Origin of the sequence: Brevundimonas sp. SL130 (genome assembly GCF_026625805.1) — a bacterium.
Taxonomy (GTDB): Bacteria; Pseudomonadota; Alphaproteobacteria; order Caulobacterales; family Caulobacteraceae; genus Brevundimonas.
In genome coordinates this window covers 1,930,306-1,953,927 of sequence record NZ_CP113064.1, presented here as the reverse complement: position 1 = coordinate 1,953,927, position 23,622 = coordinate 1,930,306, and the positions used below count along the sequence as shown (strand labels likewise).

22 protein-coding genes and 1 tRNA gene are annotated in these 23,622 nt (G+C 64.0%); 12 read left to right on the top strand and 11 right to left on the bottom strand.

The window, feature by feature from the left end; genetic code table 11:
• The first annotated feature begins 263 nt into the window (after positions 1–263).
• Positions 264–1,469 (top strand): aromatic ring-hydroxylating oxygenase subunit alpha, encoded by a 1,206-nt coding sequence (locus OU998_RS09675; protein WP_267513174.1) that lies wholly within the window; start codon positions 264–266, stop codon positions 1,467–1,469.
• A gap of 91 nt (positions 1,470–1,560) precedes the next feature.
• Complete coding sequence (locus OU998_RS09670) at positions 1,561–1,878, top strand: 2Fe-2S iron-sulfur cluster-binding protein (RefSeq protein ID WP_267513173.1); 318 nt, start codon at positions 1,561–1,563, stop codon at positions 1,876–1,878.
• A gap of 14 nt (positions 1,879–1,892) precedes the next feature.
• Here OU998_RS09670 and OU998_RS09665 read toward each other — a convergent pair whose 3' ends face one another.
• The 5 genes from OU998_RS09665 to OU998_RS09645 all read right to left on the bottom strand — a co-directional run bounded on the left by OU998_RS09665 (position 1,893) and on the right by OU998_RS09645 (position 9,006).
• Complete coding sequence (locus OU998_RS09665; RefSeq protein ID WP_267513172.1) at positions 1,893–3,146, bottom strand: NAD(P)/FAD-dependent oxidoreductase; 1,254 nt, start codon at positions 3,144–3,146, stop codon at positions 1,893–1,895.
• 13 nt (positions 3,147–3,159) lie between these two features.
• Entirely contained in the window at positions 3,160–4,239 is a 1,080-nt protein-coding gene (locus OU998_RS09660) for a TauD/TfdA family dioxygenase (RefSeq protein ID WP_267513171.1), read from the bottom strand.
• A 105-nt stretch (positions 4,240–4,344) separates the two neighbouring features.
• Complete coding sequence (locus tag OU998_RS09655; protein WP_267513170.1) at positions 4,345–6,489, bottom strand: acetamidase/formamidase family protein; 2,145 nt, start codon at positions 6,487–6,489, stop codon at positions 4,345–4,347.
• Positions 6,490–6,798: 309 nt separating this feature from the next.
• On the bottom strand, positions 6,799–7,908 hold the full coding sequence (locus OU998_RS09650) for an acetamidase/formamidase family protein (RefSeq protein ID WP_267513169.1): 1,110 nt from the start codon (positions 7,906–7,908) through the stop codon (positions 6,799–6,801).
• 102 nt (positions 7,909–8,010) lie between these two features.
• Positions 8,011–9,006: a bile acid:sodium symporter family protein gene (locus OU998_RS09645; protein ID WP_267513168.1), complete on the bottom strand. Its 996-nt coding sequence runs from the start codon at positions 9,004–9,006 to the stop codon at positions 8,011–8,013.
• 426 nt (positions 9,007–9,432) lie between these two features.
• Here OU998_RS09645 and OU998_RS09640 point away from each other — a divergent pair, with 426 nt between their 5' ends.
• The 9 genes from OU998_RS09640 to OU998_RS09600 all read left to right on the top strand — a co-directional run bounded on the left by OU998_RS09640 (position 9,433) and on the right by OU998_RS09600 (position 18,917).
• Complete coding sequence (locus OU998_RS09640; RefSeq protein WP_267513167.1) at positions 9,433–11,796, top strand: TonB-dependent receptor; 2,364 nt, start codon at positions 9,433–9,435, stop codon at positions 11,794–11,796.
• A 19-nt stretch (positions 11,797–11,815) separates the two neighbouring features.
• The gene (locus tag OU998_RS09635; protein WP_267513166.1) at positions 11,816–12,697 is read left to right on the top strand and encodes a TauD/TfdA dioxygenase family protein; all 882 of its coding nucleotides are present in this window, start codon (positions 11,816–11,818) and stop codon (positions 12,695–12,697) included.
• A gap of 35 nt (positions 12,698–12,732) precedes the next feature.
• Positions 12,733–13,578: an oxidoreductase gene (locus tag OU998_RS09630; protein WP_267513165.1), complete on the top strand. Its 846-nt coding sequence runs from the start codon at positions 12,733–12,735 to the stop codon at positions 13,576–13,578.
• A gap of 173 nt (positions 13,579–13,751) precedes the next feature.
• The gene (locus OU998_RS09625) at positions 13,752–14,498 is read left to right on the top strand and encodes an LLM class flavin-dependent oxidoreductase (protein WP_267513164.1); all 747 of its coding nucleotides are present in this window, start codon (positions 13,752–13,754) and stop codon (positions 14,496–14,498) included.
• Positions 14,495–14,974: a hypothetical protein gene (locus OU998_RS09620; RefSeq protein WP_420709723.1), complete on the top strand. Its 480-nt coding sequence runs from the start codon at positions 14,495–14,497 to the stop codon at positions 14,972–14,974. Before OU998_RS09625 ends, OU998_RS09620 begins: the two co-directional genes overlap by 4 nt.
• Positions 14,974–15,645, top strand: a complete 672-nt coding sequence (locus OU998_RS09615) for a cysteine hydrolase family protein (RefSeq protein WP_267513163.1) — start codon at positions 14,974–14,976, stop codon at positions 15,643–15,645. Before OU998_RS09620 ends, OU998_RS09615 begins: the two co-directional genes overlap by 1 nt.
• A 166-nt stretch (positions 15,646–15,811) precedes the next feature.
• A complete protein-coding gene (locus tag OU998_RS09610; RefSeq protein ID WP_267513162.1) occupies positions 15,812–17,089 on the top strand; it encodes a CynX/NimT family MFS transporter in 1,278 nt (425 codons plus the stop codon).
• A gap of 8 nt (positions 17,090–17,097) precedes the next feature.
• On the top strand, positions 17,098–18,408 hold the full coding sequence (locus OU998_RS09605; RefSeq protein ID WP_267513161.1) for a peptidase M20: 1,311 nt from the start codon (positions 17,098–17,100) through the stop codon (positions 18,406–18,408).
• Entirely contained in the window at positions 18,405–18,917 is a 513-nt protein-coding gene (locus tag OU998_RS09600; protein WP_267513160.1) for a flavin reductase family protein, read from the top strand. The genes OU998_RS09605 and OU998_RS09600 overlap by 4 nt, the downstream gene beginning before the upstream one ends.
• 16 nt (positions 18,918–18,933) lie before the next feature.
• On the opposite strand, the gene OU998_RS09595 is transcribed toward OU998_RS09600, so the two are convergent.
• Positions 18,934–19,476: a VOC family protein gene (locus OU998_RS09595; protein WP_267513159.1), complete on the bottom strand. Its 543-nt coding sequence runs from the start codon at positions 19,474–19,476 to the stop codon at positions 18,934–18,936.
• 131 nt (positions 19,477–19,607) lie between these two features.
• Between OU998_RS09595 and ygiD the strand changes: the two genes are divergently transcribed.
• Entirely contained in the window at positions 19,608–20,393 is a 786-nt protein-coding gene (gene ygiD, locus OU998_RS09590) for a 4,5-DOPA dioxygenase extradiol (RefSeq protein ID WP_267513158.1), read from the top strand.
• A 197-nt stretch (positions 20,394–20,590) separates the two neighbouring features.
• Here the strand turns inward: ygiD and OU998_RS09585 are convergent.
• The 5 genes from OU998_RS09585 to plsX all read right to left on the bottom strand — a co-directional run bounded on the left by OU998_RS09585 (position 20,591) and on the right by plsX (position 23,583).
• Positions 20,591–20,667, bottom strand: a tRNA-Pro gene (locus OU998_RS09585).
• 41 nt (positions 20,668–20,708) lie between these two features.
• Positions 20,709–21,140 carry a MerR family transcriptional regulator gene (locus OU998_RS09580; protein WP_267513157.1) on the bottom strand — a complete coding sequence of 144 codons (432 nt, stop codon included), beginning with the start codon at positions 21,138–21,140 and terminating at the stop codon, positions 20,709–20,711.
• A 5-nt stretch (positions 21,141–21,145) separates the two neighbouring features.
• Positions 21,146–21,454 carry an integration host factor subunit alpha gene (locus OU998_RS09575; protein WP_267516756.1) on the bottom strand — a complete coding sequence of 103 codons (309 nt, stop codon included), beginning with the start codon at positions 21,452–21,454 and terminating at the stop codon, positions 21,146–21,148.
• Positions 21,455–21,532: 78 nt separating this feature from the next.
• Entirely contained in the window at positions 21,533–22,510 is a 978-nt protein-coding gene (locus OU998_RS09570; protein WP_267513156.1) for a beta-ketoacyl-ACP synthase III, read from the bottom strand.
• On the bottom strand, positions 22,507–23,583 hold the full coding sequence (gene plsX / locus OU998_RS09565; RefSeq protein WP_267513155.1) for a phosphate acyltransferase PlsX: 1,077 nt from the start codon (positions 23,581–23,583) through the stop codon (positions 22,507–22,509). Before plsX ends, OU998_RS09570 begins: the two co-directional genes overlap by 4 nt.
• Positions 23,584–23,622 lie beyond the last annotated feature (39 nt).

Genomic DNA, 23,622 nt, shown 5'->3' with positions numbered 1-23,622 from the left:
AGACCGATGTTTCTTACATTTTGAGTTCGCCGCCCGACGAGACCTTTCGTTCGGGCTCGGCGTTTTTCCGGCTCCCCAGGGAAGCGTCCTGACGTCCGCCCCTCGAAAGGCACGGACAGAATGAAGCGATCACGGTTCACGGCCCGTCTCGGCGCCCTGGAGGCGGCCGCTTCGCCGCACTGACGTGACGACGCCAAATCTTTGTTCGTTACACGCCAAGACGTGCGGCCAGCCTCGACCCTAGTCATGTCCTTATGACGACCATGCTCACATCCGAATTCATCCGCGGTCTCGACAGCTCGGCGCAGGACGTATCGACCGCCGAGACGCTCCCCCCCGCTTGTTACACGGACGCCGAATTCTATGCGTTCGAGAAGGAGGCCATCTTCGCGCGCGAGTGGCTGTGCGTCGGGCGCGAGAGCTGGCTGGCGGAGCCGGGCGACTATTTCACCACTACGATCGCCAATGAGCCGATGGTCATAGCCCGCAACCGCAAGGGAGAGATCAAGGCGATGTCATCCGTCTGCCAGCACCGGGCCATGCTCGTGGCCGAAGGCAGCGGAAATGCTCGGGGCTTCCTGTGTCCCTACCACCACTGGTCCTATTCGCTGGATGGCGATCTGATCGCCGCTCCGGCGATGAACAAGACCTGCGAGTTTGACCGCAAGGCGCACGGCCTGCCAAACTTCAAAGTCGAACTTTGGCACGGGTTCATTTTCGTCAATCTGGATCCCGACGCCGAGGCGCTGGCGCCGCGCCTGACCCAGGTGGCCGAGGCGATCGCCCCATATGACCTGGCCAATGCCGAAGGCCCCCGACCGGAACCAGCGCCGATGATGGCGTGGAACTGGAAGGTCATGTTTGAGAACAACAACGACGGCTATCACGCCAGCCGCCTGCACCATGGCCCGCTGCACGACTTCGTGCCATCGAATCTGGCGGAATTCCCCCCGGCCGACCCCGCAGCCGCCGGCTATCTACGCTACAATGGCTCGACCCATCCCGACGCGAGCTTCAACGCCACACAAAAGGCTATGCTGCCGATCTTCCCGGGTCTGACCGAGGTCGAGCGCAACCGACTGACCTTCGCCAACCTGCCCCCCACCCTGTCGCTGGTCATGACCAGCGACGTGGTGATCTATATGATCCTGCGGCCCGACAGTCCCCAGACCCATTACATGGACACCGGCCTGCTGGTCGCACCGGGCGCGATGAAGGACAACTCCTTCCCGCACAAGCTCGAGGCTATGTGGATCGCCACCCAACACATCATCGCCCAGGACTTCGACGTCGACGCCAAGGTCCAGATCGGCCTGCAGTCCCGCTACGCCAAGCGCGGCCGCTATTCCTGGCAGGAAGGCGCCCAGGCCGGACTGAACAGCTGGTTGATCCGGCGCTATAAGGCCGAGTGGGAACGTCGCAACCCCGAGCCTCCGGTCACGCCACGTCTGGCGGTCGTCAGTGGCTGATTCTCGTCAGGCATCCCCGATTACGGCGGCGACGCAAACGCTTCCCCAACCGTCCTACCCCGCCTCCAGCAAGTCGAGTGTCGCTACGCCCATGGTTCAAATCAATATCGTGACGCGCGAAGGCGAGACGATACGGGTGAAGGGCGCAGAGGACGTCTCTGTGATGGAGGCCATACGGGACGCCGGGGTCGGGGAGCTTCTCGCCCTATGCGGCGGCGCGCGATCCTGCGCCACCTGCCATGTCTATGTGGGACGCGACACCGCAGACCTGGTCGCACCAATGGGCGAGGACGAGAACGACCTGCTCGACGCCTCTGACTACCGTACCGAGTTATCCCGTCTTTCCTGCCAGCTGAAACTGACCCGCGGCCTGGACGGCCACACCTTCGTTATAGCCCCCGAAGACTGATCCGACCCGAAGGCTCATCCCTCGATGACGGCCTCGGCGACCGCAGATTGCAGGGCTTTCAGAGGCGTGCTCGCATCCGCCAGGGCGGCTTCGGATATGACAGCGCGCCCGACCACGAGGGCGCGCCCCTGGACGTAGTCCTTGACGGAGTTGACGCAGTCTAGCGCGATCACTCGCCCCTTCCGAAGATAGACGACGGAATAGCTGGCGCTGTCAGCATCGCCCCGCACCACCGCCGCATCATATCCAAGAGCCAGCCCCACCGACTGGAGACGCAGGTCATACTGGTTGGACCAGAACCAAGGCGCCGCCACATAGGGAGCCGGTCGTCCGCAGATGTAGCGCGTCGCCGTCTGCGCCTGGTCATGGGCGTTCTGGACACATTCCAGACGGATCGGATCGACGCCCGCGAACGGATTGACGTGGCGCGCGCAATCGCCGATCGCGAAGACGCCGTCCAGGCTGGTGCGGCAGAACTCATCGACCAAGACCCCGTCGTCTCCATCCGCGCCCGCATCGAGCAAAGGCTGGACGGCGGGCGTCACCCCGATGCCGACGACGACCCTGTCCGCGCGAAGCACCTCGTCATTGGACAGAACAACCGCACTGACCCGGCCGTCGCGGCCGCGCAACTCGGCGACGGACAGGCTGAAGCGGAAATTGACACCCATGCTGCGATGCGTGGTCTCGAAGGTCCTTGCGACGATCTCGCCCGAGGTTCGGGCTAACAACCGCTCTCTCGCCTCGACCACCGTGACGCGCTTGCCCATCTTGATCAGGGCCGCAGCCGCTTCCAGGCCAATATAGCCGCCGCCGATCACGACAATATCGCGCACCGTGTCCAGACCGGCCAGCAGACCGTCCACGTCTTCACGCCCTCGCAGCACATGGACGCCTTCCAGATCGCATCCAGCACAGGTCAGCCCCCGGGGCGCCGCACCGGCGGCCCAGATCATCCGCCCGTAAGAAAGGACGTCGCCCGCGTCGGTCGTCGCCCGTCGCTCGACCGGATCCACAGCGACGACCCTGACCCCCGGCCGCAGGAGGATGTCCCGTTCGGTCCAGGCGGTCGCCGACCGCAGCGCCAGACGATCAAACGTCTTGGCGCCCGACAGATAGTCCTTCGACATCGACGGTCGATCATAAGGGAGCCAGGGCTCGTCCCCAACCAGAGCGATGGAGCCCTCGAACTTCTCCTGCCTCAGTTGGATCGCCGCCTGGGCGCCGCCGTGACCGGCGCCGACGATGAGGACGTCGAAATGCTCCACGACCAGGGCCCGTTTAGGACATCAGACGCGGCACGGCCGCCAGTTTGATGCTGAACCAGGCGTCGGGATGCTCGGACTTGCCGTCGCGCGGCGCTTCGCGCACTTGCACCACGCCGTTCTTGCCAAAGCCCGGCACGACGGGACGCCCCGCATTGCGGCTCAGCCAAAGTCGCAGAAGATGCCGTCGACGCTGCGGCTCGGGGTGGTCCTCGAACTCGGTGCGGGAATGTAGGGCCGCGTAGTTCGACAGCCACTGAATATCGCCCGGCCGGAAATCCATCTCGATGGCCATGCCCGGCTCGTAGGTGATCTCGTCAAACAGCTGCAGCACCTCAATCTGCTCGGGCGTGATGCGTGGCACATCGGGATATTCCTGGGCGGTCAGGATATAGAGGCTGCCCGCGTACATGCTAAAGACCCCCTGCTCGAGACTGACGACCGGCGAGGTGTAGCTGTTGGCCGGCGCTTCATGATCCTGACGCTTCCAATCCCAGTGGAACGGCTGGAGCAGCAGGGGCGCGAGATCGGGGCGACGCCGCAAAATCTCATTGTAGATCTCGGCTCCGGACACCAGGCAGGACGCACCGCCGGACTTGGCCGGACGCAGGCACATCAGCGAGACGATGTCGGAACTGTCGGAATGGAAGACCAGCTTGTCGCGCACTTTGGACGACAGGGCCGTGGGGTCGTCCATAGTCTTGGTCGAGGTGGCGTAGACACTGTCCATCAGATCGCCCAGCTCGTTCAAACGGATCGGGTCGCCCATGTGCAGGCCGAGGATGTAGTAAATCGCCGCTGACAGAGCGTCGGAATAGAGGTCGGTGCGCAGGCCCCGCACCAGGACAAAACCACGCCCCCGGTCCACGTCGTTGCCCCATTGCTCTATGGCCGCAGCGCAGGCCACGAGCGGATAGTCGTCCGCCTGCACGAAGCGAAGGTCCGGATCCTCTTCAACGAAACGCTGGCCCAGAACTTCCAGCTCGGTCCGTTGCTCCGGGGAGAGCAAATAGACCCAGTCCTGCGACTTGCTGAGCCTGTCCCCACGCCAAGCGGCGGCTCCAGTGACGGGCGGCAATGCGGTCAGGGTGCTCATTTCTAGGTCTCGACTTCTGGTGGAGGCATGATCTGGCGCAAGCCTACCACTTCGCAGATCGGTCGATTTGTCGTCAGCCGCGCGCGAAGTTGACCCTGCCCGCCCTCAACCGGCGAACATGGCCTTGCGGATGATCGCATGGACGCCCCAGTTGCCGTTGACGACCTGGGTAATGCCGAAATCGACGCCGACCGACAGCAGGGAAATCGCCTCGTCTTCGCTCAACCCCCGCGTCGTCATCAGGAACCGCCTCGCCTTGCGAAAGGCGTCGCGCATGGCCAGGTCGATTGACGACTTCTTGTAGACCTCGCTCTGGGCCGCAGCGCCGAGCTCCTTCAGGTAGTTGGGGTGGCTGAAGCCGAAGATGACCCATTCGTCGGCGGTCTCTAGCAGCGGGTAGTCCAGATCCTTCAGCGGCTCGCGCGCCGTCTTGGCCGGATGCAGGATGATCTGGATCACGGCCGTCATGGAACATTCGATGGCCGTGCCGCACAGTTCTGAGTCGCCCTGGGACGCGTGCGGGTCACCGATCGAGAGAAGGCCGCCTGCGACCGCGACCGGCAGGAAGATGCTGGCGCCGGGGCCCAGGCGCCAGTTGTCGATATTGCCCCCGAAATTCGCCGGCGGCACGGAGTCTACGAGATCGGCATGACCCGGAGCCATGGCCACGACGCCGAAATGAGGGCGGATCGGCACCTCGATATCGCGCAGGATTTCGAAATTGCGCTCTACGGTGTCCAGATCGACCGGAACGCCGGGATAGTCGATCTTGTCGTGCACAATCCCGAACGGATCGGTTTGGGGCGTCCAGCGATAGTTGTACACGGCCCGGGCGCAGCTCCGGCTGTGCTGGTGATCGATCTCATAGATGGTCACGACCTCGCGCGGCTTCGGCTCCGTCAGCAGATCGTTGTAGTGGAAGCCCCAGTAGGCGGCGGCGTTGCTGCCGAAGGCCCGGCCGGCGAACCGCGGATTGCCGCTGGGCCGGGGCGAGATATCGAGAATTCGAACCTCGACAACATCCCCAGGACGGGCGCCCGCAATGGCGATCGGTCCGGTGCAGATGTGGACGCCGAACCCCTCGCCGGCCCCCCTGCCCAGGGCGGAGGCGTCGCCCGGCCCTGCGCCGCGCCGATCAACGGCCTTGCCCTCGGCCGTCCAGCGGAAGACCGACTCCACGCCCGCATCCCCATCGACCATCCGCTCGGGATCGTCATTGGCATGATGGGTCAGGGTTTCGATGGTCACATAGTCGCCCGACTGGACCTCGATCACAGGCTTCAGGCCCCGACTGAAATAGCCCCAATGAATTGTCTCCGGCGTCGCCGGCAGCAAATGGTGGCGAACCTCCGCCCCCATGACGGGCGGGTCGATCACCGGCTCGGGGATCACCGGCTCGACATCCACGTCTTCTATCGTCGCCAGGCGAAGCTGAGGTTTGCGCGGCTCCTTCAGCGACTCCGGCCGTCCCCGCAAGGGCGCCTCGCTCGCCGCCTCCTCCAAGACAACGGGCGCCTTGCGGTATTGACGCGGACTGACGCCGTACTGATCTCGGAAAGCACGGCTGAAGGAGGCTGAATCATTGAAGCCCCATTGGAACAAGATTTCCGAAATCGACTTCTGCGCATGGAGCGGACTGCCCAAGTCCAGGCGACACCGTTCAAGCCGACGGGTTTTCACGCAGTGGCCGAAGCTGTCGCCGACGGATTCGAAAAGCTTCTGTAGATAGCGCGGCGAAATGCCGTGTTCGAGCGCCACCTTCTGCAGGCTCAGGTCCGGGTCGCTCAGGCGGATCTCGATCGTTTGGAAAACCCGCTCGAGAAGCGCCGCCCGCCCCCCGGCCGTGCCGCCGCGGTCCTTGTCGGGCGCGCTGTCCAGCAGCAGGGAGGCGATAAACTCCGGCAGGGCCGTCTCGACCGGCCGCATCTGGTCATTGGTGGTGTCGACCATGGCGTCCGCGACCGAGAACAGCAGTCCTGCCAGCATCCGCCCCAGGTTTGATTCACCATCGAGGACCGTCATGACCGACGGGGGCGTCGCCCGCGCCTTGAGACTGGGCAAGGTCAGGGGCGCGCGCACGACCAGCAGCCGATGATCCCCGGTCATGTCCAGACGAACACCGACCCGGTCGCCGCCGCAGATCAGCGCGCCGACGGTCAGATCCTGCTGCGTCGCCCCGCTGGTGACCCTCCCCTCCCCTTCCAGCACCAGAACCAGCCAGACACAGGCAGGGGTCTCGCTGAAATCCACCGCTAACGACTGTCTCGACCCCGTGACGCGGAGGAACTGAATGTCCAAGGCGCTCCGAAAGGTGACCAGTTCGCCATAGATGTCCTCTTCGCTGTCGAGGCATTCAAGCGAAACACGTTTTAGAGCAAATCGCCACGCATCGTGACGCTGCTCCTTCGGATAGGCGTTGGTTGTCAGCCGCACTGATACATAGCCTGGATATCCCCGGAGACGCCACGTCCAACGGGGAAGAGGAGGACGCAACGCCACGGCAACGCTAGTGGCGCAAAGTATCCGTGGTCAATGCAGGGATTATCTCAGAACGCCCCATTATTTGTCGCGCTTGATCTCGGGCGCCTCGACGACCACGCCCTTGCTCGGGAAAATACCCCGATCGACGCGAACATGGATGCCCTGGGTGCCGTCCACCACCTGTGTCACACCGAAGTCCGTCGCCACGCTCATCAGCGAATAGGCGTCGTTACGGCTCAACCCCTGATGCTCGGTCAACAGGTGCAGCATATCGAGGGCGGCGTTCTTCATCGCCTTGTTCAGGTCCTCGTCGAACCCGTGCACAATCCATTTGGTCGGGGTTTCCAGCAGGGGCGAAGGGAAGCTGAAATCTTTGCGAAGGACGATCTGGAACAACACGTCCAGCGACGCCTCGATGGCCGTGCCGGAGATTTCGCCGTCTCCCTGGCTGACGTGCGGATCGCCGATCGAGAACAGGGCGCCGTCGACCTGGACGGGATAATACATCGTCGCCCCCGCACCGATGCGCCAGTTGTCGATATTGCCGCCGTGCAGACCCGGCGGAATAGTGCTGACCCGGTCGTCGGACGCCGGCGCGACGCCGGCCGTGCCCAGGTGTGGACGGGCCGGGATCGTGACCCCCTTCAGCGCTGGCTGGCGCTCGCACACGGGACAATGGGTAATCGTCCCCGGCGTCAGATATTTCCCTTTAAAATCGTAGGCATAAAGCGCACTTGCGGTGTTGGCGTTGGGATCGAGCTCATAGATGGTGACCCGCTCCTTTTCGTCGAACTCCTGGTAGAGATGCCCCCAGTTGGCCGCCAGGTTGGACCCGTGATTGAACCGCGGCGTCATGCGAAAATAGCGGACCTCGAGCATGTCGCCGGGCTTGGCGTCCTCGACATAGATAGGGCCGGTCATGATGTGCACGCCCGGCGCCCGGTCCGAGGGATCGATCTCTGTGAAGATTCGCGTGATGGCCTCATCCATCATCAGTTCAGGCGCGTCGCCGGCATGGTGGGTGATGGCTTCGGCCTGGATCAGGTCGCCGCTACGCACGCGGAGCGCCGGTTTGATCTCGGGGTGGAAATAGCCCCAGTGCACGGTCTCTGGCGTCGCACGAAGGTGATGGATCGCCCCCGTCTTCACCTCATGCCGCACCTGACCGCCGTCGCAGATCAACGCCATTCGCCCACTCTCCTGAAAACCGAATTAGGGCCAGACATCGCCCTGACGGCGCGGAAGGTCTTGACCTCACGCGCACAAAACTCAGGCTGACGTGCACAGGCTTCAGGTGGGGGCGTGCGTCAGCGCCGGCTCCGCCTCGATCCGTTCGGCGTAACGGCGCGCCAGGACCGCGCAGACAATCAACTGTAGTTGATGGAATAACATCAGCGGCACGATGATGATCCCGACCATGGCGGCCGGGAACAGGGCCGCCGCCATCGGCACCCCGCTGGCCAGGCTCTTCTTCGACCCACAGAAGACCAGAACGATCTCGTCCGCGACCGGCAGGCCGACGAGGCGGGCCGCAACCGTCGTCAGCGTCAGGACCGCCGCCAGCAGCAAGACATCCACCACCGCAATGACGGCGAAATCCCCCGTCGTCATCCGGGTCCAGATGCCCTCGATCACCGCCGCACTGAAGGCGGTGTAGACGACCAGCAGGATGGAACCCCGGTCCAGACGCCCAAGCAGGGGCTTGTGGCGATCGACGAATGTCGCCGTGAAGGGGCGCGACAGATGGCCCAGAACGAAAGGCGCCAGCAGGGTCACGGCCACATTGCCGATAGCGCCTAGAAGGTCGCCCCCCGCCTCGGACTGAGCATGGAGCATCAGTCCGACCAGCAGGGGGGTCAAAACCACCCCGGCGATATTGGACAATGAGGCGCTGCAAACAGCCGCAGCCACATTGCCGCGGGCGATGGCCGTCAACGCAATGGAAGACTGGACCGTGGACGGCAGGGCGCACAGGAACAGGACGCCGATCTTAACCTCGGCGGACACCCAACCGTCGGGCAAAAGCGATACCGCCACCCCAAGCAGGGGAAAGAGGATGAAGGTGGCCCCCGCCACGCCAAGGTGAAGCCGCCAGGCGCCAAGGCCGCGAACCACCGCCTCGCGGGACAGTTTTGCACCGTGCATAAAGAACAGAAGGGTGATCGCCGCCCGTGTCGCCCATTCGAAACCGGTCGCCACGAGACCTCGACACGGCGACAGAGTGGCCAGGACCACGACGCCGATAAGCAGCAGGGTAAAGCCGTCAGGCCGGATACGGCGAAACATGGTCAGACTCGATCTTCATCAAAAAAGCAGGAAATGGATCGTGGCGTCGTCATCGGATGTCGATGCCTCCAGGGCTGTGCGTGTGACCGCGCTTTCCACGCCAGAGCGCGGGATCAGATCGTCGGGTTTCGCCACACACATGTCTCCGAAGGGCCACGCAAACCCCAGACCTCCGCCTCGCGCCCGCGTGTGTTCATATGTGCGCCTCTCTCGTGGCCGACCCTCCCCAAGTCAATCCAACCTTCAGCAGACGGAGCTTCAAGCAACAAATAGGACGTGCCAAATCAAGATGGCGCTCCATTAGACAGACACCTTGGCTTCGCTGTTTCGGCGCTCCTTGCCCGCCGCAACAGCGTCCTGTCTCAGCGAGATAAAGGGGATACGCTGATGCGCCGCCAAATCTGTAAGGTCGCAAATTCGCGATTGATGCTGTTGCTTTCCGCCTCCGTCGTCGCCTTGGCGCCGTCCGCCGCCCACGCTGCTGAAAATGAGCCCGTCGACGATCCGACCGCCGTGACGGAACCGCAATCAAGCGAACTTTCCGAGGTTATCGTTACGGCCGAACGCCGATCCGTCGGGCTGCAAAAGGCGCCTATAGCCGTCACCGCCGTCACCGCCGAAACTCTGGCGCAAGGCAACATTACCAATGTCACGGGCCTGAACGGCGTCGTTCCAGGGTTGGTCGTGGCCCGCAGCGGCGGCGGTGAACTCATGGTCGCCATTCGCGGCATCGGTTCGGAAACGCCGGAGAACACCAACACCCAGCCGGGGGTCTCCTACCACGTCGACGGCGTCTATATCTTCAACTCCATCGCTGCGAGCGCCGCCTTCATCGACGTGGCGCAGGTCGAGGTTCTGCGCGGCCCGCAGGGGACCATGTTCGGTCAAGGATCGACCGGCGGCACGATCAATGTCGTAACCAATCAGCCGGAACTCGGCGCCTACGGCGGCGCGCTGTCGGTCGGGGTCGGCAACTATGGGCTGACCAAGACCAGCGCCGCGCTCAATATTCCGCTGGGCGACACATTCGCCATTCGCGGCGCGGTCCAGACCTATCGTCACGAGGGCTATGCCTATGCGACCGGCGTCGAAGGAACGGATCACTACGACCTCGACGAAGCCGACGAGATGGGCTGGAAGGTTTCAGCCCTCTGGGCCCCGCGTGACAATCTGTCGATCACCCTGAGCGCCATCAGCTATGACAGCGACACCAACGGGCCGGCGCAGAAAAACATCCTCGACCCCGAAACCGACCCTCGCATCCTTTCGCAGGACTATCCGGGCAAGTCGGTCGTCGAGACCGATCTCTATTCCGCCACCCTGAAATGGGACCTGCCCTGGGCGACCTTCAAGTCGATCTCCAGCTACCAAAAGCTCTACAGCATGCAGGCATGGGACTCCGACGGTCTAACGGCGGATCTCTTTTACGATCTGACCTATGATCCCCGCATCTTCACGGGCACAGCCTACGACCACGTTCCGCTGTGGCAGTCAGACACCGAGTCCTACACCCAGGAGTTTAACCTAGCCTCGCAAACCGACGGGCCATTCCAGTGGATTGGCGGCGTCGTCTATCTGAAATCCGAAAACTCGCAGTATGTCGTCGAGTACCGTGACGACGACGACAACATCACCCGCGCCGCCATTCCCAAGGACACCCCGTTCGACGACCCTGCGGTCGCCAGTGTGACCTATGCGGAACTATCCAGCATCAAGCGAGAGTCCTGGGCCGCCTACTTCCAGGGGTCCTACAACCTGACGGACCAACTGACCCTAACCGCTGGCCTGCGGTACAACAGGGATGAATACAGCGGCGCGAGCGACAGCTACAGCGGCGGCGTCACCGGCTTAACCTCCGGCGCGCACCTGCAGCCGACCGCACGCCCCGGCCTGACCACCGAGGAAGTGACCGGCAAGGCCTCACTCAACTACCAGTTCAAGCCCACCAGCATGGTCTACGCCAGCTACACGCGCGGCTATAAGCCCGGCGGCCTGAACAGCGCTTCCGACAGCGGCACGGACTGGCAATCGATCAAAGCGACCTTCGCAACCGAAACCGTCGACGCCTTCGAGGTCGGCTCGAAGAACCGGTTCCTCGACAACAGCCTGCAACTTAACGCAGCGGCCTTCCTATACAACTACAGCGACATGCAGTTTCTTGAGGAAGACCCTGTTCTATTCTACGAGGGCACCAGCAACGCGCCCAGTGCTGAGATCTACGGCCTCGAACTCGAGGGCTCTTGGCTCGCGACATCGAATTGGCGCTTCGACGGAACCCTGTCCTTCACCGAGGGTCAATTCGACGAAGACTATTTCGCTCTGGACCCTGTCTCAGCGACCCAGGCCCAGAGCAACGCCGGCTACCCTGGATATCTGTTCTGGTCCAACTTCTACAACGCCGCCTTGGCCCGTGACTCTGCCCGCTCAAACATCAACGGCAACGATGTGCCGAAGATTCCAGGGCGGCAGGGCTCGATCAGCACGACCTATTCGGACAAGATCGCGGGCGGCCTCGTAACCGCCAAACTAGAGTACGTCTATCGCGGCGAGTACATCTATCGCCTGTTCAACGAAGCCTCGACCGACATTGTGCCGGCCTATTCGACGGTGAATCTCTTCCTGCGGTACGAGCCGGAGGCGGCGAAGTGGAACCTCTCGCTGACGGGGTCCAACCTATTCGACGAGGAAGGCCTGAATTCACGCTTCAGCGACCCCTACGGCAGCGCCCAAGTCAGCGACACCTATATCGCGCCCCGTCAGTGGATCGCGTCGATCGGCTACAAATTCTGATCTGCCAAGGACATCGATCATGACACAGAGCGCCGTTGAGCTGTCCCGCCAGGATCAGGTCGCCCCCGCATCAGCGGGGGCGACCAAACCCTACAGCACCATCACCGTGGAACCTGTAACCCTGCGGATCGGCGCCGAGATTTCCGGCATCGACCTGACTAAACCCATCGGTGAGGCGCAGAAGATCGAGCTGCGGCGCGCGCTGGCGGACCATCTGGTCATTTTCTTCCGCGATCAGCCGATCAACCATGAGCAGCATATGGCGCTGGGAAGGGCCTTCAGCGAACTGATCGTTCACCCCGGCGCGCCCGGCATCGAGGACCATCCGCTGATCGTCGCCATCCACGCGGACGCCAGCTCAAAATATGTGGCGGGCGAGTCCTGGCACTCTGACCTGTCGTGCAACGCCGAGCCGCCTTTGGGCAGCATCCTGCGCCTTCACACCGTCCCCGAGTGCGGCGGCGACACGATGTTCGCCAGCATGTATGCGGCCTATGAGGCGCTGTCGGATCGAATGAAGACCTATCTGGAAGGACTGACGGCCGAACATGACGCCAACCACGTCTATCACGCCCTCTACAAGGACTATGAGACGACCTACCCTCGCAACAACCATCCGGTCGTCATCACCCACCCGGTGACCGGGCGAAAGGCGCTGTTCGTCAACTCGTCCTACACCACCAAGATCAACGAGCTTTCGGACAATGAGAGCCAGGCGGTCCTCGCCTATCTCTACGACCATTGCGCCAATCCGAACTTCCACGTGCGTTTCCGTTGGCGGCCGAACTCGATCGCCTTCTGGGACAACCGCTGCACCCACCATCTCGCGGTCTGGGACTATTTCCCGCAGACCCGCTCCGGCTTCCGCGTCACCCTCAAGGGCGAACGACCGGTATTCTGACCCGTTCCCCCTCTTCAGACGGATCGGACGACTTCATGAAAACCTGGCTGATCACGGGAGTCAGTTCCGGCCTCGGCCGCGCCCTGGCCCAGGCCGCCCTGAATCGCGGCGACCGCGTCGCCGGCACTGTTCGCAACCCCGAGGCGGTGGCGCGGTTCGAGGCCCTGTCGCCCGAACGCGCCCACGGCTTCATCATGGATGTGCTCGACCCCGCTGCGGTGAAGGCGACGGTGGCCGCCGTCGCGAACACTCATGGCGCGATAGACATCCTGGTCAACAACGCCGGCTACGGGCTGGTCTCGGGCGTCGAAGAGGCATCCTCAGCCGAGATGCGCGCCCAGTTCGAGGTCAATGTCTTTGGTCCCGTCACGGTCATTCAGGCCGTACTGCCCGCAATGCGTGACCGCAGGTCCGGCACGATCGTCAATGTCACCTCGGTGTCCGGCCTAGTCGGCTGGCCAAGCCTGGGTGTCTACTCCGGCAGCAAATTCGCGCTGGAAGGCATCACCGAGACCTTGGCGCAGGAAGTCGCGCCCTTCGGCGTCAGCGTCATGATGGTCGAGCCGGGCGGTTTCCGCACAGACTTCGCCGGGCGGTCGCGCTTCGAGGCCGGAGCCCCCATCGCCGACTACGAGGGCACAGTCCTAGCGGACTGCAAGCGCATACTGGAAAGCCATACGGGTCACGAGAGAGGCGATCCCGTCCGTGCAGCCCAGGCGATCCTGTCGGCGCTCGACGCGGAACAACCGCCTCTGCGTCTGCTCCTGGGCGCCGACGCCGTCAGCTATCTGCGCGGCAAGCTGAACGCTCAACTGGCGGAGACCGCGTGTTGGGAAACCCTGTCGATCAGCACCGACTTCGCGGACGCCGAAAAGGCCTGAGCCCGCCGCCGACAAAACTGCGTGCGCCCAGGGTCAAGATTGGATCCCTGACCTGCCTCAATGAATATGACCACTTTCGGACTGGCGAGGAGCCCGCCCATGGATAAGCCGGTAGTCTGAGCCTTCGCTCGGGCAGGCGGCTTTGGCGAACGAGACCTTGGCGACACTATCCGATGGCCGGGCCCGATGGTCCGGGGCTGTCGGACGATCCATTTCTCTCCGCCGACCGCGCCTGTCCGACCTTCATTTCCGGCCAGCGATCCGTCGGCGCACCACGCGGACCTGACGCAATGACCACGACCTCCACCCACCTCCCCTCCGACCTCGGCGGCAAGGACCTCGGTGTCTTCATGCCGATCGCAAACGGCGGCTGGATCATCTCCTCCTCCACGCCGCCCCTGGACGGCTCCTACGCCTACAACCGCAAGGTCGCCGAATTGGCCGAACTCCATGGCCTCGATTTCATCATGGCCATGTCGAAACTGCGCGGCTTCGGCGGCGCGACGGAGCATTGGCGCTATTCGATGGAGTCACAGATCCTGATGGCGGCCTTGGCTGCCGTCACCAGCCGCGTAAAAGTCTGGGCCACCGTCCATACTCTGCTACAAAACCCTGCGGTCACCGCCAAGATGATGACCACCCTGGACCATGTCAGCGGCGGCCGCGCCGGACTCAATGTGGTCAGCGGCTCGTTCAAGGACGAGTTCGAACAAATGGGCGCCTGGCGCGACGATCTGGGTCATGACGAGCGCTACGCCTTCGCCGAGGAGTGGGTCCATGTGATCAAGCGGCTTTGGTCCGAACCCAGCGTCACACATGACGGCAAGTATTTCCAGCTGAAGGACTGCCAGAGCGATCCCAAGCCGTCAGCGATCCCCGTCCTTTCCTGGTCTGCGCCGGCACCTCGTCACGCGGCATGAAGTTCTCGATCGAGGAGATGGACGCAATCTTCCTGGGCGGGGCGACGGTCGATGAACTCGCCGCCAACAGCCGCAAGGCCAAGCAGATGGCCAAGGACGTCGGCAAGACCATCAAGACCTATACGATGATCAACCTGGTGATCGGCGACACGGACGAAGCCGCCGCAGCCACCGCCGAGTCCTATCGCGCCGGCTTCGACGAGGGCGCCCTGCACGGCATGATGCGCGCCTACGGTTTCCTCGACAGCGAGATCGGCAAGGAGAACGTCTTCGTGAAGAAGGCGCGAAGCGGCTTCATCAGCGAACACGCCGTCGGCTCGGCCGAGACCATAGCCGAAAAGCTGATCACCCTTCTCGACAAGGCGGACCTGGACGGGCTGATGCTGATCTTCCCTGACTACCTGACGGGCTTGCCGCTCTTCGCCGAAAAGGTGCTGCCGCTGGTACGCGCTCGCTTTCCGGAACAGGCCGCCTGATGGACAACGCGCCCGATCCATTCTCCATCGTCACAGTCCCCAGCGCAGATCTGGTCGGGATGATCCCCCCCGCCAGCACAGCCCTGCTGATCGTCGATGTCCAGAACGACTTCGTGGCCCAGGACGGCGTCCTGGGGCGGTCGGGCGTCGACATGTCGGCGCTCGAGCCGGCCTTGGCGCGGATCACGTCACTGATGGACAGTGCGCGGACCGCAGGCGTGCCGGTCGTCCTGATCCGCGTCGTCACCCGCAAGCGCAGCGACAGCCAGGCGCTGCAACTGTTGATGCAGAGACGCGGCTATGGCGATGACGCCCTGGAACTGTGTCGGGCCGGCGAGGTCGGCGCCGACTACTACAGGACAATCCAGCCGCAGGACGGCGACATCCACATCGAGAAATTACTCTATTCCAGCTTCTCCGGCACGGATTTGAATCTGCAACTGCGGGCGCGGGGGATCGAAACTGTGGTCGTCGCCGGCTTCACCACCGATTGCTGTATCGACTCCACCGCGCGTGACGCCTTCCATCACCAGTTCAACGTCTTCGTCGTGGACGATGCCTGCGCCGCTTACGAATTGGCTGTGCACCGGGCGGCGATGAGCATCATGACCAAGAATTTCGCCCTGCCCGTCCTGACCGACGACGTGCGTGCGGCATGGGCTCCAGCCTAGGCCCGCGACCCGCCAAGTTCGCCCAGCCGCAACTCAAGTGGCGCTGCCGATCAAGCGGTCCAACCAAAGACGGCGGAGAGTGGGGATCAGGATGGCGTAGCTCCTGTCCACAATTTTAGGCAACCGCGTCGGGTGTCCACCCGCCGCCCCAATCCGAGGAATGAAGATGGCGTGCAAATATCTGGTCATGTTCGCGGTTTCTTTGGGATTCTTCTTCGTCACAGCGACCACCTTCACCTCCCTCGGCTATGTGCTCTACACAATGGTCGAAGAGCTACACTGGTCACAGGCCGCCGCCGGCTTCAGCTTCGCTTGCCTCGGCCTAGCCTGCGGGCTTAGCAGTCCACTTCCACCGCTGCTGATGAAATTCGTCGGCTCGCGCTGGACCATGTTCCTAGGCGGACTGGTGCTGGCGCTTGGGTTTGGCCTCGCCTCGATCATCCAGCACATCTACCTCTTCTTCCTGGCGACCACCCTGATGGGCGTGGGCTTCTCGCTGGTCGCCCCGGCGCCGGCGGTCTATCTGCTCGCCACCTGGTTTCCCAAGACCGCCTCGCGCTGGGTCGGCTTCTACTTCATGGCGGGCGCCTTCGGCGGGGTCGTGGGCCCGCTGATTGTCGGCGGCATCGTCGCCCTGTCCGGCAGTTGGCGCGTGCATTGGGTGGTCATGGCGGTCTTCGCAGCGATCATCGGCCTCATCTGCCTCGTCTGCGTCCGCGACGCGGTCAAGGTCGAGACCACCGACCAGGTCAAGGCAGCCGGAGCCGGCGGCATCGAGATCGAGTCGCCCCGGCCCTGGACGGTGTCCGCAGCCCTGCGCACCCCGTCCTTTCTATTCCTGGCCTTAGCCATGATCGTGGTCCAGACGGTTGTCACCACCATGCACTCGGTCCTCGTCACCCACGTCGCCGGCCTGGGCGGAGGCGCTGCGCCCGGCGCCGTCGCCATGAGCCTGCTGGCCCTAACCGGAACCCTCGCCAAGGGGTTCACCGGCGCCCTCAGCGAAAAGACCAGTCCCAAGGGACTGCTGGTCGGCGGCCTGCTCCTACAGAGCGTCGCCATCATGATCCTCTGCGTTACGACAACGCCGTCCCTCGCCTATGGCTTCGCCCTGATCTTCGGCGTCGGCTGGGGCATGTCCTGGCTCAGCGCCCACATCCTGCTCCTGCGCTACTTCGGCAGCGCCATCGCGGGCGAGATGGTGGCGATGGCGACCATGGCCACCACATTTGCGGTGCTCGGCCCGATCGTGGCCGGTTGGGTCGCTGACGAGACCGGCGGCTTCATCCCCGTCTTCATGGTTCTGGCCGTACTGCTGGCTCTCGTCGGCGTCAGCAGCCTGCTGTTCATGCACCAGCCGAACCCCGAAGCCGGCGTCGACGCGGACACAACCGCTTCGACCACCGCCCCCCTTGAAGCCGCCATACTTCCGGCTGCAGAATAGTTGGATAGATGTCAGACCCCGCCATTCCCTTTTCGCTGGATCTGTTCAACGCAGACGACATCGCCGCCATCGACGCCGCCATCGACCGTGACGAACTGGTTCGGCGTGTCCTAGAACTCTGCAACATCCCCAGCCCGACCCGGCGTGAACGGGAGGCTGGCCAGTATGTCTTCGACTGGATGACCGAAGAAGGCTTCGCCCCCGAAAAGGTCGCCTTGGTCGAGGACCGATTCAATGTCGTCGGCCGGTTCGGCGGCGATGGCGAGGGCCCCAATCTTCTGTTCTCAAGCCATTTGGATACCGAAAGCCCCTTCTACGAACCCGTGGATCACCATACCTACCGCCCGGGGACAGTAGCGGATCCTCAGTGGCTGCAGGCGTGGCTCGAGGATGAGGTCTTCTTCGGCTATGCGGTCGGCAATGATCGTGGGCCGATGGTCTGCTTCATTATGGCCGCCAAGGCGCTGAAAGCCGCCGGCTTCAAGCTGGCCGGAACCTTGTATCTGACCGCCTGCCCGGGCGAGATCGGCCCGGAACCGGTCGACGAACATCAAGGCGTGGCCAATATCGGCAAGGAGCTCGGCGCCGCCTACATGTTGGCGCACGGCGGGGTGGCGCCGGATTTCGCAATATCGGCCGAGGGCACAGATTTCGGCCTGAACTGGGCAGCCTGCGGCTATGCCTACTTCAAGGTCACATTGTACGGCGAGGCGCTGTTCACGCCCATTCTCGATCACGAGACCCAGACGGCGAGTCTGAATCCGATCGTGCGCATGGGCGGGGTGATCGAGGCGGTGAACGCCTGGGCCCAGGCGTACGAAAAGCGGCATACCTACGAGAGCGAGGGCGGCGGCGTCGTCACCCCCAAGGTCCAGGTCTGCGCGATCAGGGGCGGCAACCCCCAGGCCATCGGCGCCTCCAGCGAGGTTTGCTCAATCTATCTAGACGTCAATATGGGGCCTCGCCAGACGATCGGAGCCGTGGACCGGGAACTCAAGGCCGTGCTGCGTGCGGCAGGCGTCGAGAACTGCGACGTTCGTCCCTATGTCTTCCGCGCGGGCGCAGAGGCCGATCCGGTCGCGGTCCAGCCGCTGAGAGCCGCCTTGGACATGGCCCACGTCTCGGTGCGCGGCGCGCCCTTGCCGATCGGCCACACCGTCTATTCCAGCATGTGGCGAGATCATAATGTGTTCAATCTGAACCGTATTCCTTCCGTGACAATGGGACCGGTTCGCTGGCGCCCCAGCGTCGATGACCTGGTCGCCTGCACCCGGATCTACGCCTTGGCGGCCTTGGCGCTGTGCGGGCGGGTCGCATGACTGAAATCCTGTCCCCTGACGCTCCGGTCGACGCCGCGCGCTTTCGCGCCGCGATGGCCAGCTTCCCATCCGGGGTGACCGTCATCACCACCTGCGTCCACGGACAACTCCACGGCACGACGGTCAGCGCCTTCACCTCGCTGTCTCTGTCGCCCCCCCTTGTCTTGGTTTGCCTAGCCTCTTCCAGCCGCACACTGAGCGCCGTGCTCAAGAGCGGACGGTTCTGCGTCAACATTCTCGGCGCCGGCCAAGAAGACCTCGCCTATGGCTTCGGCCGTTCCGGGACAGAGGCGGACGCCCGTTTCAACGGCGTGGCCTTCGATCAAGCCCCGGACGGAACGCCTGTGCTCCGCCATTGCGTCGCCGCGCTCCAGTGCCGGCTGCACGACCGTCTGCCCGGCGGCGACCACACCATACTCATCGGGCATCCCGAACACATCCAGGTCGATCCGAACCTCGCGCCCCTGGTGTATGGCCGAGGGCGGCTTTCGCACCTGCCCCCGGCCTGAGCCTCGCGCCGCCGCCCTACTCGCGGGTAAAATGATCCGGCACGGCGGGATTGGGGCCCGCCTTGCACCACAGCAGTATCTCGTTGCCCCACGGGTCACGGAAGGCGTGATTATAGCCATTGAACTCGGCCCAATAATGATTGCGCCACAGTTCCACCGCCCCGCGCTCGACGGCGGCTTCCAAGATGCGTTCGGGTGTGTCGTCGTCGCTGACCAGCACCCAGATCCGCGCCTTGCGCCCCTCAAGGCTAAGGCCGCGCGGCGCCACGCCGGCAGCCTGGGGATGAGGCCGCGCATTGGACGCATCGAAGACCCCGAGATGGAGATTGCCGATCTGACTGGGCTGGCCATCCGGATCGGCAAAGTGGCCGCCCGGCACCATCCGATGATAAATTCCTTCGGGCCGGGCGTCATTCTCCCAGCCGAAGACCTCAGCATAGAATCGACCCGCCGCCGAAGGATCGTCCGAGGCCAGATCGACGAAAATGAGGGTGTTGGGTTTAGGCACGCGGAACTCCATCGCTTCCGGCCGAACACCGACCGGCGAACAAATCTTCACCACGCCCGCCCCTCATCGTCTTGGCCTGAAGCGCCCGCAGGATTGTCGCCAAATCTGAGTGCGCCCAGCCGCAAGATTCCAGCCCCCGGTCACCGATAGGTCTTGATCCTCAACCCGTTCGGAATCTTCCCATGAACCAGCGTCTGCCCGTCGTCTTCTTCGGTCACGGGAGCCCGATGATCGCCCTTCAGGACAATGACGTAACCCGGACCTGGGCGGCCATAGGCGAACGGATCGGCAAACCTCGGGCCATATTATGTATCTCAGCGCACTGGGAAACGACGGGTACGGCCGTCACGGCCATGCCAAGTCCCCGGACCATCCACGACTTCGGGGCCTTCCCTCAAGCCCTGTTCGATGTTCGCTATCCGGCGCCCGGATCGCCGGAGCTCGCCGCCCGCGTGCGCGAGATTCTTTCGCCCATACCCGTCGCCTTGGACGTCCAGTCCTGGGGGTTGGACCACGGAACCTGGTCGGTTCTTTGCAAGGCCTATCCTGACGCAGATGTCCCTGTCGTCCAACTCAGCATGGACGTGACTCAGACTCCGGCCTGGCATTTCGAACTGGGCCGCCGTCTGGCGCCTCTGCGTGATGAAGGCGTCCTGATCATCGGCACCGGCAACATCGTCCACAACCTGCCGGCCATGAACTGGGGCGATCAGAACTGTGCGCCCTACCCTTGGGCGAAGACGTTCAACGATCATATCCGCAACGCAATTCTCGCCGACACCCCGGAACAGGCCGTCGATTACGAAAGCCAAGGCGAACCCGCTGGACGCTCCATCCCGACGCCGGAGCACTATTGGCCGCTGCTCTATGTTCTGGGCGCGCGTCTGCCGGGCGACACGCCCATTTTCTTACCGGACCACATCGAACACGGCTCGCTCAGCATGACCACCGTCACCTTGGGCGGGTGACCGCCTGCTGAACCGCTGCGGCTTGATTTCCGCGATGCGCATCATCTCGACCAAGCCTGCACAGCGATGCCTCGCCCTGATCCAGGAAACCGGCCGCAGCCCGCCCTGCGGCTGCGCCCCATATGCGCCCCTAGGTCCAATTGCAAAGGGGCCGCCCGAGAGCGACCCCTTCAACCAACCGTCTTCTTTGGGGAAGATGGTCGGAGCGACAGGATTCGAACCTGCGACCCCTTGACCCCCAGTCAAGTGCGCTACCAGGCTGCGCCACGCTCCGAAGGCGCTCCCTATAGACGGGGGAACCGTTGACCGCAAACGCTAAAACGACTTTTCCACCGGCCGCGACAGGACGGCGTCCAGACGGGCCTTCGCCTGCTCGAGATCGGCCAGAACGCCCTGCAAATCCGCATGTTCGCCTCGCCCCGCGCTCGGGGCCGGGACGGCGCGCACGGCGAAGGTCTCGCCATCCTCGATCAAGGCGGCCGCTTCGGCGCCGACCAGCTTCTTCAGCCCCTGCTCCTTGTACAGGCGCTGGACCCCGCGGATCGTCAGGCCGTCGTCATGCAGCAACCGCCGCACGGCTTTCAGCACCGTAATGTCCTGGGGGCGATAGAATCGCCGTCCCCCGGCCCGCTTGACCGGGGTCACGAAGGTGAACTTGGTCTCCCAGAACCGCAGCACATGCTGGGGCGCCCCGACCTCCTCGGCCGCCTCGGAAATGGTGCGGAAGGCGTCGGCGCTCTTGGCCAAGCGAATCAGGCCTCGACGACGGCGTCGTGAACCCGGCTCTTCATGATCTGAGAGGCGCGGAAACTGATGACGCGGCGGGGATTGATCGCCGCCGGTTCGCCGGTCTTGGGATTGCGGCCCATGCGGGCGCGCTTCTCGCGGACCTGGAAGACGCCGAACCCGGACAGCTTGACCGTATCGCCCTGCTCCAGGGCTTCCACGATCAGTTCCAGGGTCCGTTCCACCAGGGCCGAACACTCCTGCCGGGACAGGCCGACCTCCTCATGCACGGCTTCGCAAAGATCGGCGCGTGTTACGGTCTGTTGGCCTGACATCATATCCCCGGCTTGGTTCGGTCCGTTGCGCCTATAGGCGCGCAAAGTCTGCGGAAAATCAATGCCTATGGGCTTAACCTAGAGTCGCAACGCGCAGGCGCCCCAGGTCAGGCCGCCGCCCATGGCTTCCAGAAGCACCATATCGCCCTTCTTGATCCGCCCGTCCTGGATCGCCGCATCCAGCGCCAGGGGGATGGAGGCGGCCGAGGTGTTGGCGTGCATGGCCACGGTCGAGATCACCTTGTTCTCGTCCAGACCCAGCCGGTCGCCGACGCCCTTGATGATCCGCTGGTTGGCCTGATGCGGCACGAACCAGTCGACGTCGGCGATTTCGATGTCGGCGGCGGCGCAGGCGGCGGTGATGCCTTCGGCGATGTTCACCACAGCGTGGCGGAAGACCTGGTTCCCAGCCATGCGCAGATGACCCACGGTCCCGGTCGTGGCCGGGCCGCCGTCCACGTAGAGAAGATCGGTCTTGGACCCGTCGGCGCGCAGGGCGAAGCCCAGCATGCCCTGGTCAGCCGCGGTCCCCTGCCCCTCGCGCGGCTCCAGCACCACGGCGCCGGCGCCGTCGCCGAACAGGACGCAGGTGGTCCGGTCGGTCCAGTCCATCAGCCGGGTCATTTCCTCGGCCCCGATCACCAGGGCGCATTTCGACAGGCCGCGCGCCACGAAACCGTCCGCCACGCTCAAGGCGTAGACGAAGCCCGAACAGACCGCCTGGACGTCGAAGGCGATGCCCACTCCGGCGCCCAGCTTGCGCTGAACGATCGAGGCGACGGCCGGGAAGGTCATGTCGGGCGTGGTGGTCGCCACAATGATCAGATCGACATCCGCCGCCGTCTTCCCGGCGTCGGCCAGGGCCTTCTTCGCGGCCTCGGTCGCCAGATCACTGGTCGGTTGGTCGTCGCGCGCCTTGTGGCGCTGCTTGATGCCGGTGCGTTCCTGGATCCATTCGTCGGAGGTGTCGACGATCTTGGCCAGGTCGGCGTTGGTGACGATCTGCTCCGGCAAATAGGAGCCGACGCCGGTTACGGCGCTACGGGTGACGCTCACTGAAGGGGTTCTCCGGCGGGGACGACGGGCGGACTGGAATGGTCGAACACGGCGTCCAGCTTGCCCAGATTGGCGCCCACCTTGGTCATATAGTCGCTGCGGGCCAGATCGACCGCGATGCGGATCGCATTGCCGAAGCCCTTGGCGTCGGCCCCGCCGTGGCTCTTCACCACGATCCCGTTCAGCCCCAGCAGCGGGCCGCCGTTGATGGTGCTGGGGTCGATCTTCTCGCGCATCTTCTTCAGGGCCGGCATGGCGATGGCGGCGCCCAGCTTGGACTGCAGGTTCGAGGTCAGGGCTTCTTTCAGCAGGGCCGAGATATAACGGGCCGTGCCCTCCGCCGTCTTCAGGGCGATATTGCCGGTGAAGCCGTCGGTCACGACCACGTCCACCGTGCCCTTGGCGATGTCGTCGCCCTCGACGAAGCCGTGATAGTTCAGGTCGAACGGGCCGTCGCGCAGGATGGCGTGCGCCTCCTTGACCTGTTCGTTGCCCTTCACGTCCTCGGACCCGACGTTCAGCAGACCGATGGTCGGACGGGCGATGCCGCGCACCGCCGACTGGAAGGCCTCGCCCATGATGGCGAACTCGACCAGCTGCTCGGCGTCGCTGCCGATATTGGCGCCCACGTCCAGCACCGCCGTATGGCCCTTGAAGGTCGGCCAGCTGGCGACGATGGCCGGCCGCTCCAGCCCCGGCGCGGACATGCGCAGAATCAGTTTGGAGATCGCCATCAGGGCGCCGGTGTTGCCGGCCGAGACGACGCCGCCGGCCTCGCCCGTCTTCACCGCTTCGACGGCGTTCCACAGGCTGGAGCCCTTGCCCCGGCGCATGGCCTGGGCGGGCTTCTCGTCCATAGCCACCACCTTGTCGGTGTGGCGGATGTCGACCATTTCGGGCGGCAGGTCGCAACGCGCCAGCTCGGCGCAAATCTGGGCCTCGTCGCCGTGCAGCAGGAAGCGGACCCCCTCCCCGCCATGGGTGCGGACATAGCTGCGGATGCCGGGAACGACGACGGATGGCCCGTGATCGCCGCCCATGGCGTCAAGCGAGATCGTAACTGGGGCTGGCAAATGGACCTCGTGTGGCCGCGTCGTCTTGTCGCGCGACGC

Excerpts from the sequence above, each read along its gene's own strand:
- OU998_RS09675 (WP_267513174.1), top strand. The coding sequence starts at position 264 with ATGCTCACATCCGAATTCATCCGCGGTCTCGACAGCTCGGCGCAGGAC.
- OU998_RS09670 (WP_267513173.1), top strand. The coding sequence starts at position 1,561 with ATGGTTCAAATCAATATCGTGACGCGCGAAGGCGAGACGATACGGGTG.
- OU998_RS09660 (WP_267513171.1), bottom strand. The coding sequence starts at position 4,239 with ATGAGCACCCTGACCGCATTGCCGCCCGTCACTGGAGCCGCCGCTTGG.
- OU998_RS09650 (WP_267513169.1), bottom strand. The coding sequence starts at position 7,908 with ATGGCGTTGATCTGCGACGGCGGTCAGGTGCGGCATGAGGTGAAGACG.
- OU998_RS09645 (WP_267513168.1), bottom strand. The coding sequence starts at position 9,006 with ATGTTTCGCCGTATCCGGCCTGACGGCTTTACCCTGCTGCTTATCGGC.
- OU998_RS09640 (WP_267513167.1), top strand. The coding sequence starts at position 9,433 with ATGCTGTTGCTTTCCGCCTCCGTCGTCGCCTTGGCGCCGTCCGCCGCC.
- OU998_RS09635 (WP_267513166.1), top strand. The coding sequence starts at position 11,816 with ATGACACAGAGCGCCGTTGAGCTGTCCCGCCAGGATCAGGTCGCCCCC.
- OU998_RS09630 (WP_267513165.1), top strand. The coding sequence starts at position 12,733 with ATGAAAACCTGGCTGATCACGGGAGTCAGTTCCGGCCTCGGCCGCGCC.
- OU998_RS09625 (WP_267513164.1), top strand. The coding sequence starts at position 13,752 with ATGGCCGGGCCCGATGGTCCGGGGCTGTCGGACGATCCATTTCTCTCC.
- OU998_RS09620 (WP_420709723.1), top strand. The coding sequence starts at position 14,495 with ATGAAGTTCTCGATCGAGGAGATGGACGCAATCTTCCTGGGCGGGGCG.
- OU998_RS09615 (WP_267513163.1), top strand. The coding sequence starts at position 14,974 with ATGGACAACGCGCCCGATCCATTCTCCATCGTCACAGTCCCCAGCGCA.
- OU998_RS09610 (WP_267513162.1), top strand. The coding sequence starts at position 15,812 with ATGGCGTGCAAATATCTGGTCATGTTCGCGGTTTCTTTGGGATTCTTC.
- OU998_RS09605 (WP_267513161.1), top strand. The coding sequence starts at position 17,098 with ATGTCAGACCCCGCCATTCCCTTTTCGCTGGATCTGTTCAACGCAGAC.
- OU998_RS09600 (WP_267513160.1), top strand. The coding sequence starts at position 18,405 with ATGACTGAAATCCTGTCCCCTGACGCTCCGGTCGACGCCGCGCGCTTT.
- ygiD (WP_267513158.1), top strand. The coding sequence starts at position 19,608 with ATGAACCAGCGTCTGCCCGTCGTCTTCTTCGGTCACGGGAGCCCGATG.
- OU998_RS09575 (WP_267516756.1), bottom strand. The coding sequence starts at position 21,454 with ATGTCAGGCCAACAGACCGTAACACGCGCCGATCTTTGCGAAGCCGTG.